8 protein-coding genes are annotated in these 10,303 nt (G+C 72.8%); 3 read left to right on the top strand and 5 right to left on the bottom strand.

What is annotated here, in order from left to right; genetic code table 11:
• Positions 1-4 precede the first annotated feature (4 nt).
• On the bottom strand, positions 5-1,204 hold the full coding sequence (locus AB0G08_RS04440; protein WP_358082974.1) for a substrate-binding domain-containing protein: 1,200 nt from the start codon (positions 1,202-1,204) through the stop codon (positions 5-7).
• Between the two features lie 323 nt (positions 1,205-1,527).
• Between AB0G08_RS04440 and AB0G08_RS04445 the strand changes: the two genes are divergently transcribed.
• Positions 1,528-2,223, top strand: coding sequence for a hypothetical protein (locus tag AB0G08_RS04445; protein ID WP_358082976.1), 696 nt, complete (start codon positions 1,528-1,530; stop codon positions 2,221-2,223).
• Positions 2,224-2,497: 274 nt separating this feature from the next.
• Here the strand turns inward: AB0G08_RS04445 and AB0G08_RS04450 are convergent, their stop codons facing one another.
• Positions 2,498-3,622 (bottom strand): glycerophosphodiester phosphodiesterase, encoded by a 1,125-nt coding sequence (locus AB0G08_RS04450; RefSeq protein WP_358082978.1) that lies wholly within the window; start codon positions 3,620-3,622, stop codon positions 2,498-2,500.
• A gap of 141 nt (positions 3,623-3,763) precedes the next feature.
• Here AB0G08_RS04450 and AB0G08_RS04455 point away from each other — a divergent pair, with 141 nt between their 5' ends.
• Both AB0G08_RS04455 and AB0G08_RS04460 read left to right on the top strand, forming a co-directional pair.
• Entirely contained in the window at positions 3,764-5,098 is a 1,335-nt protein-coding gene (locus AB0G08_RS04455) for a potassium transporter TrkG (RefSeq protein WP_358082981.1), read from the top strand.
• Positions 5,088-5,759: a TrkA family potassium uptake protein gene (locus tag AB0G08_RS04460; RefSeq protein ID WP_358082984.1), complete on the top strand. Its 672-nt coding sequence runs from the start codon at positions 5,088-5,090 to the stop codon at positions 5,757-5,759. The genes AB0G08_RS04455 and AB0G08_RS04460 overlap by 11 nt, the downstream gene beginning before the upstream one ends.
• Positions 5,760-5,770: 11 nt before the next feature.
• Here AB0G08_RS04460 and AB0G08_RS04465 read toward each other — a convergent pair whose 3' ends face one another.
• The 3 genes from AB0G08_RS04465 to AB0G08_RS04475 all read right to left on the bottom strand — a co-directional run bounded on the left by AB0G08_RS04465 (position 5,771) and on the right by AB0G08_RS04475 (position 10,157).
• On the bottom strand, positions 5,771-7,450 hold the full coding sequence (locus tag AB0G08_RS04465; protein ID WP_358082987.1) for a serine/threonine-protein kinase: 1,680 nt from the start codon (positions 7,448-7,450) through the stop codon (positions 5,771-5,773).
• Positions 7,451-7,520: 70 nt separating this feature from the next.
• Positions 7,521-9,074 (bottom strand): fused MFS/spermidine synthase, encoded by a 1,554-nt coding sequence (locus AB0G08_RS04470; protein WP_358082989.1) that lies wholly within the window; start codon positions 9,072-9,074, stop codon positions 7,521-7,523.
• A gap of 36 nt (positions 9,075-9,110) precedes the next feature.
• Positions 9,111-10,157 (bottom strand): hypothetical protein, encoded by a 1,047-nt coding sequence (locus tag AB0G08_RS04475; RefSeq protein WP_358083554.1) that lies wholly within the window; start codon positions 10,155-10,157, stop codon positions 9,111-9,113.
• Positions 10,158-10,303 lie beyond the last annotated feature (146 nt).

Consider the following 10,303-nt stretch of genomic DNA (forward strand, 5'->3'; position numbering starts at 1 on the left):
GGTGTCAGCCCTTCATCGCCACGGCCGGCGGCGCGGACTCGTCCCCGGTCAGCGCCTTCTGGGCGGTGGCCGTGAACGCGGTGCCGCTGCCGGTCAGCTTGGCCTGGAACATCGGCTGGAGCAGCGCGTGGTCCTCGGCGCGGATGGTCATCTTGCCCTTGACCCCGTCGAAGCTCCAGCCCTCCAGCGCCTTGACCATCTTTTCGACGTCGTCGCCGCCCTCGGAGATGGCGCGGACCACCATCTGCGCGGCGGCGAAGCCGTCCGGGTGGAACAGGTCGACGGTGCCGACCTTGGCCTTCAGCGCCTGCACGGCCTCGTTGTCGGAGGCCCCGTCGAAGTAGTGCGACAGGAAGGAGATCTTGCTGCCGGCGGCACCGAAGGTCGGCCACGAGGCGCGGATGTCCAGGCCGGTGACGACGGTGGTGGAGGAGAGCACGCCCTGCTGGTCGAGCGTCTGCCACATGGCGGGGGCGGTGGTGCCGGCCCAGGCGACGAAGAGCAGGTCGGGCTTGGCGGACTTGATCTGGCTGGCGAACGGGGTGAACTCGGTGGCGCTGGCCGGCGCCCGGACGCTGCTGACGGCCGCGCCCGCGCCGCCGATGACGGCCTTCACTGCCGCCTCGTTGGCGTCGCCGAAGGCGCCGTCCTGGGCGAACACCACGACCTTCTTGCCGGCCGGGTCGCCGATGAACGACTTGGCGGTGACCACGTCCTGGTACGACTGCCGCCCGGACCGGAACGTGTACTTGTTCGCGCCGGTCACCGCGTCGGTGGCGGCGGGCCCGGAGATGAAGAGGACCTTGTTCTGCGCGGCGATCGGGGCGACCTGGAGGGCCACACCGGAGGCGGTCGAGCCTGCGATGATCTTGTTGCCCTTGCCGATCAGGTCCTTGGCGGCGGAGACCGCCTTGGCCGGGTCGCCCGCGTCGTCGACCTCGGTGACCTCGACGGCGCGGTCGCCCACCTTGTTGGTGCCCTTGGTGGCGAAGTCGAGGCCGGCCCTGAAGCCCTCGATGTACTGCTTGCCGTAGCTGGCGAGGGCTCCCGACTGGGAGTAGACCAGGCCAACCTTCACCGGGGCGGCGCTGTCGCCGCCACCGGAGGCGGTGTCCTGCGGGCTGCCACAGGCCGTGGCGGCGAGCGCCGCGGCCATCATCGTGGCGGCGGAGAGGAACACCCGCCGCGTCGTCCGGACCGTCATTGCGACTCCACGTGAGGACTCGGAGGTAGGGAACTCATATGACGGCTCACGCTAGAAGTGACGTCACCCACGGGCTATGTGGTCGAAACACACAAGTAACAGGGGTGGGGTGGTCACCCGTACCAGCGGTCGGCACGCGGCGCGGGGAGCGCGGGATGCCGGTGGCGGCCCCTGCCATCGGCGAATCCCCTCATGTGTCGGGCCCGGACACCGCGACGGATGAGCCTTCCGAATATCGCGAAAGGGATAAGTCGGCGGGAATCGGTGGCTTAGCCTCGATCGGAAAGCCCATCAACCGTATAAAACTCGCATGGGGGACGAAAGTGAGAGTTCGACTCGTTCGGCTGGTCGCCGTGGGGGCGGCGGCCGGCGCGATGCTCCTCGGCGCCGCCGGGACCGCCCAGGCGCAACCGCAGCCGCAGCCGGGTACGCCGATCAGCATCAACCCGGGCAACGTGCCGACGACGGCGGCCGAGGCCTCGCAGATGTGCGACGAGGAGCTGGGCGGAGGGCCGTACGAGGACCGCGACGTCTTTGTCTTCAACCTCCCCGACGTCGAGCGTGACTTCCTCTCCGTGACCGCCACGTTCGACATCCCGGACGACGGCACCGCCACGATCACGATCCCCGGCGACGACAGCGCGATCGTGCGGCAGGGCACCAGCAAGGCCTGGGTGATCGTGCCCGAGGGGTGGACGCTCGTCAGCGCCACCGCGGTGGTCACCGGCGAGCCGGAGCCAGGGTTGCAGTTCGTGCTCTCAAACGCCTGCGCGGCGAGCCCCAGCCCGACGGCCAGCCCCACCGGCAGCCCGACGGCCAGCCCGACGGCCAGCCCGACCGTCAGCCCCACGGCCAGCCCCACAGCCAGCCCGACGGCCTCGCCGACCAGGAGCGAGCTGCCCATCACCGGTGTCTCGGGCACCGGCAGCCTGCTCCCGATCACCGCGCTCGGCCTGGTCGCGGTCGCCCTCGGGGCCTTCTTCCTCGTCACGCACCGCAGGCGGAACACCACCGGCTGACCCGTCGGCCACACGTTGGCGACGGCGTCGTGCGAACGACCCGGGTGACGGGGGCGGTTCCTCAGGGAGCCGCCCCCGACCTCGTCCGCGCGTCCGCCCGTCCCCGCTGGATCGCCTGCGACATCAGCTCGACAGGCGCGAGGCGGGGCACGCCGTGCTCACGGCCCGGCACGTCCGTCACGTCCGCCGCCACCCCCCGGGCGGCGATCCGGGTTGCGGCACCGGCCCGCCGCCCCGTGACAGGGGGCGACGGGCCGGCGAGGGCGGCGGGAGGTCAGCGCCGGGCGAGACCCTCCCGGGCGGCGACGGCGGTGTCCGGGTGGTCGGTGAAGACGCCGTCCAGGCCGAGGCCGAGGAACAGCTCGTACTCGGCCTGGATGTCGCCACGGGCGTTCGGGTCGGTGCCGATCCGCAGGTCGGCCGGCAGGAACTGGTTCTCCGCCCGGAACGTCCAGGCGTGCACGATCAGCCGCTGCCGGTGCGCGTCCCGGACCAGGGTGGTCGGGGCGAGCAGCTTGCCGGCGGCGTCCCGCGGGACGATCAGGTTCTTGTGCGCCCCGACCCCGTCGGCGTACGAGGCGATCCACTTCAGGCCGGCCGGCTTCGCCAGATCCTGGTAGGTGCGGGCGTCGCCGGCGGCGGTGAAGTCGTACGGGCGGCCGGTGGCGTCGAGGAGCTGCGCGAGCTTGACGTCGATCATCCGGTCCAGCTTGCGGAGGTTCGCCGTCTCGAACGACTGGATGATCACCGGGGAGTGCCGGTGGGTCAGCCCGTTGCGCCGCAGCACCTCGACCAGCGGCTCCTCCAGCGGCAGCCCGATGGACGCGAAGTAGGTCGGGTGCTTGGTCTCCGGGTAGACGCCGATGGTCCGGCCCCGTGCCCGCCCCTCGGCCCGGGCCAGGTCGACGACCTCCTGGAGGGTGGGCACCTGGAACCGGCCGTCGAAGGCGGTGTTGGCGACGCGCACCTGGGGCAGCCGCTCCTTGGCCCGCAGCGTCCGCAGCTCGGCGAGGGTGAAGTCCTCGGTGAACCAGCCGGTGACCGTGACGCCGTCGATGCTCTTCGTGGCCCTGCGCGCGGCGAACTCGGGGCGGGCGGCCACGTCGGTCGTACCGCTGATCTCGTTCTCGTGCCGCGCGACCAGCGCGCCGTCGCGGGTGGCGACCAGGTCCGGCTCGATGTAGTCCGCGCCCTGCCGGATCGCCAGCCGGTAGGCCTCCAGGGTGTGCTCGGGCCGGTAGCCGCTGGCGCCCCGGTGGGCGATCACGAGGGGTCGGTCCGTCGCCCGGGCCCGCTCGGCGGCGGGCGCCGGGGCGGCCGAGGCGGTCACCGTCGGCACGGCCACGGCCGCCGCGAGCAGGGCGCCGGCAACACCGAGGGCGGAAAGGGTACGTCGCAACGCCGTCTCCTTGTCGTCGAGGAATCCGCCTCAGCAGACAGGCCCGGATTGACGGCGAGTTGGTCGGCGCCTGGCCGGCGGGTGAACCCTCGGGATGCGGGTTTCCACACCGGAATCACGGCGGAAAAGGAAGATTGTCTGGTGCGCCGGCTTCTTCGTCACCCCGTGCGGCTCGTGCCGCTCGGCTTCCTGGTGACGATCCTGGTCGGCACCGTGCTGCTGATGCTGCCCTGGGCCACCAGCGAGCACCGGCACACCCCGTTCATTACCGCCCTGTTCACCGCCACCTCGGCGGTCTCGGTGACCGGGATGTCGGTGGTGGACACCCCGAACTACTGGAACGAGTTCGGTCGCGTGATGATCACCGTGCTCACCCAGGTCGGTGGCCTCGGCATCGTGACCGGTGCGACCCTGGTGATCCTCGTGGTGGCCCGGCGGCTGGGGCTGCGCAGCCGGCTGCTGGTGCAGGCCGAGACGGCCGAGTTCGGCATCGGCGACGTACGCCGGCTGCTGCTGCGCATCGCCGGCCTCGCGCTGGTCTGCGAGGCGGCCATCACCGCGGTCCTGACCGCCCGGCTGTGGATCACCTACGACTACCCGTTCGGCCGGGCCCTCTGGAGCGGCGTCTTCCACGCCGTCCAGGCCTTCAACAACGGCGGATTCGCCCTCTACACCGACAGCCTGATCGCCTTCTCCACCGACGCCTGGGTGACGGTGCCGCTCTCGGTCGGCACCATCGTCGGCGGGCTCGGCTTCCCGGCGTTGTTCGAGGCGGTCCGGGAGTGGCGACAGCCGAGCCGGTGGGCGATCGCCACCAAGCTGACCGTCTGGGGCAGCCTGACGCTGCTGGTGGTGGGCTTTTCCGGTCTGCTGGTCATCGAGTGGGCCAACCCGCGCACCCTGGGCATCTACGCGTGGCCGGACAAGCTCCTGGTCGCGTTCGCCCAGAACGCGTTCATCCGCACCGGCGGCTTCAACGTCGTCGACGTGGACGGCCTGGAGGAGGAGAGCTATCCCCTGGTCATCGCGCTGATGTTCATCGGCGGCGGCAGCGCCAGCACTGCCGGCGGGATCAAGGTGACCACCTTCTTCCTGCTCGCCTTCGTCATGTGGGCGGAGCTGCGGGGAGAGCCGGACGTGACGGTCGGGCACCGCCGGGTGGCCACCGCCAGCCAGCGGCAGGCCATCACCGTCGCCCTGCTCAGCGTCGCGCTGGTGGCCGCGGGCACGGTGCTGCTGATCTTCATCACCGAGGGGCTGCCCTTCTACGCGGCGCTGTTCGAGGTGACCTCGGCGCTCACCACCACCGGTCTCAGCGTCGGGGTCGCCACGTCGCTGCCGGAGAACGGGCAGCTCGCCCTGATCATCCTCATGTTCGTCGGCCGGATCGGGCCGCTGACCCTCGGGTCGGCGCTCGCCCTGAACACCCGCCGGCGGCTGTACCGCTACGCGGAGGAGCAACCCATTGTCGGCTAGGAAGAAGACGGACGAGGGCAGCGTCGTGGTGATCGGACTGGGCCGGTTCGGGTGCCACCTGTCCGGCGCGCTGACCGCGCTGAATCACGAGGTGCTGGCCATCGACCGCAACGCGGACCAGGTGCAGCGGTGGTCGGCGCGGCTCGACCGCGTCGTGCAGGCCGACGCCACCGAGGAAGGGTCGCTGCGTCAGCTCGGCGTGGCGGACTTCGGCCGGGCGGTGGTCGCCATCGGCGCCTCGCTGGAGGCGAGCGTGCTGACGGTGCTGGCGCTGGCCGAGCTGGGCGTACCGCAGATCTGGGCCCGGGCCACCTCGACGAAGCACGCCAAGATCCTGGACTCGGTCGGCGCGCACCACGTGATCTTTCCCGAGGCGGAGACCGGCGAGCGGGTGGCCCACCTCATCGTCAGCAGGATGCTCGACTTCATCGAGTTCGGCGACGACTTCGCCATCGCCAAGGTGTGCACCCCGGAGTCGATGGTCGGTCGGCCGCTTGCGGAACTGACGCCCACCGAGCGCCACGCGGTGCGGGTGGTGGGCGTGAAGCTGCCCGGGGAGCGCTTCCGGTACGCCACGGACGCCACCGTGATCGCCCCGGGCAGCATGCTGATCGTCGAGGGGGACATCGAGCAGGTGCAGCGGTTCGCGGAGCTCAGCTGACCCCGGCGGGCTCAGTCGTCGTCACCGTCGTCACCGTCCTCGTCCCTTTCCCTTTCCGTTTCCTGGCTTACTTTTTTTCCACCACCCGACCCCTTGCCCTTGCCGGAGTTGTCGGACTTGGCCTTCGACCCGCCGGAGCTGCCGCCCGAACTCCCGGCGGACGTGCCGGCCTTCTTCGCCGGGGTCCTGGCGGCCGGAGCCCTGGTGGCGGGCGCCTTGGTGGGTGCGACGGCGGGTGCCGCGCCGGCCACCCCGGCGACCTGCGCCGCGCAGGACTCGTCGCCGAGGCGGAACTCCAGCGGCAGCGGGTTGACGCCGGTGTGGCGGCCGGTCAGGGTCAGCTTCTCCGACGCGCCGGAGGCCAGCGCGGCGCGTTCCGGGGCGGGCTCCACGAGCACCGTCTGCCCCTGCTGGCGCACCGCGACCGGCGCCGCCTTCGTCACCGTCTGCTGGCCCGGGAAGGTGAAGCTCAGCCGCCAGTCGCGCAGCTCCCGCCGGCCGGTGTTGGTCAGGGTCAGCTCGGCGGCGAAGTCCTTGCCGGAGTCCTTGTTCAGCGTGTACGCGACCCGGCAGGACGGCGGCGCCTCCGCCCCCATCCGCGCCTCCGTCGGCTGGTCGATGCCGCCGCTGGCCGGGCTGCGGGAGGTGAAGCCCCACAGCCCCGCGGTCACCGCCACCAGCCCGGCGGCGGCCACCCCAGCCTCGATCCGCCGGCGCCGGGTCGCCGCGCGCCGGTTGCGCGTACGCGAGAACGGCAGCGCGTCGGTCGCGGCGGACCAGGGCAGGATCGTGGTGCCGGCGGCGGCCAGCGCGGCCTCGTCCACGGGCCCCGCCGGGGAGACCGGCACCGGGGCGATCATGCCGGCGGCCTCGGCGAGCGTCCGCGCGACCTCGGTGGTGGCGGGGCGTTCCCCGGGGCGCTTGGCCAGGCAGCGGCCCACCAGCTCGCGCACCTCGTCGGGCAGCCCCGGCACCGGCGGCATCGGCTCCGGGTCGTTGTACATGTGCGCGCGCAGCATCTGGGTGGTGGTGCTCGCCTGCCAGGGCAGCCGGCCGGTGAGCATCCGGTAGAGCAGCAGGCCGACCGCGTACACGTCGGTGGCCGGGGAGACCTGACCGTTGTCGAGCCGCTCCGGGGCGAGGTAGGCGGGCGTGCCGAGCAGGGTGCCGTCCGGCCCCTTCTCCTTCTCCCCCACCAGGGCGGAGATGCCGAAGTCGACCACCTTCACGCCGGTGACGGTCAGCATGACGTTGCCCGGGGTGACGTCGCGGTGCACCACGCCCCGGGCGTGCGCGGTGGCCAGCGCCGAGGTGACCTCCGCGCCGATCGTCACCGCCTCCCGCCAGGGCAGGCTGCCCCGGCGCAGCCGGCCGGTCAGCGACTCGCCGTCGACCAGCTCCATGACGACGTACGGCACGGTCAGGCCGACCTGCTCGGACTCGCCGTAGTCGTAGACGTTGGTGATGTTGGGGTGGCACAGCCGGGCGGCGGCCTGCGCCTCGATCCGGATGCGGTGCCGGAACGCGCGGTCGGCGGCCAGCCGCGACGCGAGCACCTTGACCGCCACCTGCCGGCCGAGCACCTCGTCGTAGCCGCGCCAGACGACGGACATCCCGCCCGCCCCGAGCTGCTCGATCAGCCGGTACCGCTCACCCAGCAGTTGTGCGCCGTCCCGGATTGCTCCACCCATGGGAGTCGTTGTTGCCCTCCAGCGCCCCGGCTACACCTCGACGGTCGGAATCGGTCAGCGATTCACCCGTTCAGGCGGTGGCGAGGAGCTGGTCCACGGGCGCGTAGTCGTCGGTCAGCACCAGCGCCTCGCCGACGAACGCGGTGAGGTCGGCGCCCGCCAGCAGGCTGACGTCCTCCCGCAGCTCGGCCAGCCGGGCGCGGGTCGCCGCCAGCGGCAGCGGGGCGTCGGAGGCGACGATGAGGAAGTTCGAGCCCTCCCGCCCGGCGAGCGCCGCCGCCGGGGCGATCAGCGCGACGTGCCGGAACTCGGCGGCGACGGTGGCCAGCTCGCTGCGGATGAAGCGCAGCGGCGGGTAGTCGATGACGTTCTGCACGTAGACGCCGCCCGGGCGGGTCACCCGGCGGACCTCGGCTGCCATCTCCCGGGTGGCGAGGTGCCAGGGCACCACCAGGTGCCCGAACGCGTCGCCGACCACGAGGTCGCGGCTGTCGGTGGCCTCCCCGGCGACCAGCATCCGGGCGTCACCCACCACCGCCCTCAGGTCCGGCCCCTGGCGTACGCCGAGCTGACGCTCGCCCAGCTCCACCAGCCCGCCGTCGATCTCGAACACGACGTTGTCCGTGCCCGGCCGGGTGGCGGTCAGGTAGCGGGGCACCGTGAACCCGCCGCCGCCCAGGTGCAGCGCGTCGAGCCGCTGCCCCTTCGGGGCGACCACGTCGGCCACCGCCCCGATCCACCGGGTGTACGCGTACTCCAGGTGGGTGGGGTCGGCGAGGTCCACGTACGAGTGCTGGGCCGAGTTGAGCAGCAGGGTGCGGCCGGAGTCGCGGCCGGGGTCGGCCTCCACGCTGGCGCAGTGGTAGGCGGTCTCGATGTCGCAGGGGTTCGGGGCGACCGTGGTCAGCCCGGCGCCGACGAGGCCGAGCACCGCCAGGGCGGCCTTGGCGCGAGCGGGGCCGGGCAGCCCCGCGGCGTCCTGGCGGCGCAGCCACACCCCGAGGCCGAGCCCGGTGAGCCCGAGCGCGGCCGCCAGGGCGAACAGGATGACCGTGCTGGGCAGCGCGGCCACCAGCACGAACCCGGTACCCAGGGTGGCCGTGATCCCGCCCAGCGTGCCGATGCCGGAGAGCCGGCCGACCACCTGGCCGGTGCGCCGCAGGTCGGCGAGCTGGAGCTTGACCACCAGCGGGGTGACCGCGGCGAGCAGGGCCGCCGGCACGAAGACGGCGAGCGCGACGAGCAGCAGGATGGCCGAGGCCGCCCCGCCGCGCAGCACCTCACCGGCGTACCGGACGACGGGCAGGGTGACCGCGGTGGCGATGCCGGCCAGCACCAGCGCCGGGGCCAGCAGGGCCCGCGGGTTGCGCCGGTCGGCCAGCCAGCCGCCCGTCCACGCCCCGTAGGCGATCGCGGCCAGGGCGATCCCGATGACCGAACTGGTCACCTGGAGGGTCACCCCGACGTACGGCCCGACCAACCGCAGCGCGACGGTCTCCAGCACCAGGACGGCGCCGCTGGAGAAGAAGACCAGGAACGCGGCGAGGCCGTTGGGCAGGGCCAGGGCGGACGTCGCCGCCGGCCGGGCCGGCGGGACCGTGACGTCGGAGGATGGGGAGCTCACCCGCGCGATGGTACGCAGGAAAACTGGGCCGTCGGGTCAGTACATCGAGAGATGAACATGGTTCGTGTGGTCGGCGGCGGGGCTGCCGCTGCCGCCGTACGCCCGCCAGCCGGTGCCGGGGTGCCAGATCTGCCGGTACCAGATCACGTAGAGCACGCCGAGCCGGCTGGCGTTGCGCACGTGCCAGGCGGCGAGGCTGTCCCCGTACGCCTTGTCCCCGCCGGTGGCGGTCTTGTCCTCGAACCCGCCCGTGGCGGCCGAGAAGTCGCAGGCCCGACCCTTGGGGTGCTCGCCGGAGCCGCCGCTGCGGAAGCAGGAGACGTGCCGCTTGTAGCCGGCGGCCTGGGTCTGCTTGAGGGCGTTGAGCGTGCGCGGAGTGATGCAGCCGGAGGTGGTCGGGTCGTTCACGGAGCAGGACTCCGACGGCCAGGAGCCGTCCGAGTTGCGGGGGGCCGGCCTCGCCGAGGAGGAGTTGGCGCCGCTGAAGCCGCCGCTGCTGCCCGAGCTGACCGCCGCGAGCGCCGCCTCGGCCTCCTTCTTCTTCTTCGCCATCACCGCGAGCTGCTTCTTCTGCTCCCGGACCTCGGTGTCGATGCCGATCTTGGCCTGCCGCGCCTGCTCGCGCGCCTCGGTCAGGCTGCGCAGCCGCCTGCCGTCGCGCTGGGCCATCAGGTCGAGGCTGGCCGCCCGCTCCAGGAACATCTCCGGCGAGGCGCTGTTGAGCAGCATCGACGTGGGCGTCAGCCGGCCCAGCCGGTAGGACTGGGCGGCCACCTCACCGACCTGCGCGGTCAGCTCGACCAGCCGGGCCTCCAGTGCGCCCAGCTGCCCGGTCAGCTGCTTCTGCCGGGCCTTGGAGTTGTCCAGCTTGCCCTTGGCCTCGATGTGCGCCTTGGCGGTGGCCTCCAGGGCGTCCCGCAGCTTCTTGGTGCCCCCCTCGTTGGGCTCCGCGTACGCCGGCACGGCACCGCCGCCGCCGAAGAGCAGCGCCACGGCGACGAGCAGGGCGATCAGCGGGCGGCGGGCACGCCGCCCGGCCGGCAGGGCGATCAGCGGGCGGCGGCCCTGACGCCCGACGGGCATGGTCCTGCGCACGAGAGCATCCTTCCGTCGGCCGCCGGCCCCGGATGACAACACACGGCGCGGCGGCGGCCCCCGCCGGGCGCCGGTCGGCGGCCTGCTGGCGAAGACCGGCGGTCAGGATACCGGACGGAGCACGGCGGACCAGG

This window comes from Micromonospora sp. NPDC023644, from assembly GCF_040640115.1.
Classification (GTDB): Bacteria; Actinomycetota; Actinomycetes; order Mycobacteriales; family Micromonosporaceae; genus Micromonospora.

Bases quoted from the DNA above. Each gene is read 5' to 3' on its own strand.
- AB0G08_RS04475 (WP_358083554.1), bottom strand. From the start codon at position 10,157: ATGCCCGTCGGGCGTCAGGGCCGCCGCCCGCTGATCGCCCTGCCGGCC.
- AB0G08_RS04465 (WP_358082987.1), bottom strand. From the start codon at position 7,450: ATGGGTGGAGCAATCCGGGACGGCGCACAACTGCTGGGTGAGCGGTAC.
- AB0G08_RS04440 (WP_358082974.1), bottom strand. From the start codon at position 1,204: ATGACGGTCCGGACGACGCGGCGGGTGTTCCTCTCCGCCGCCACGATG.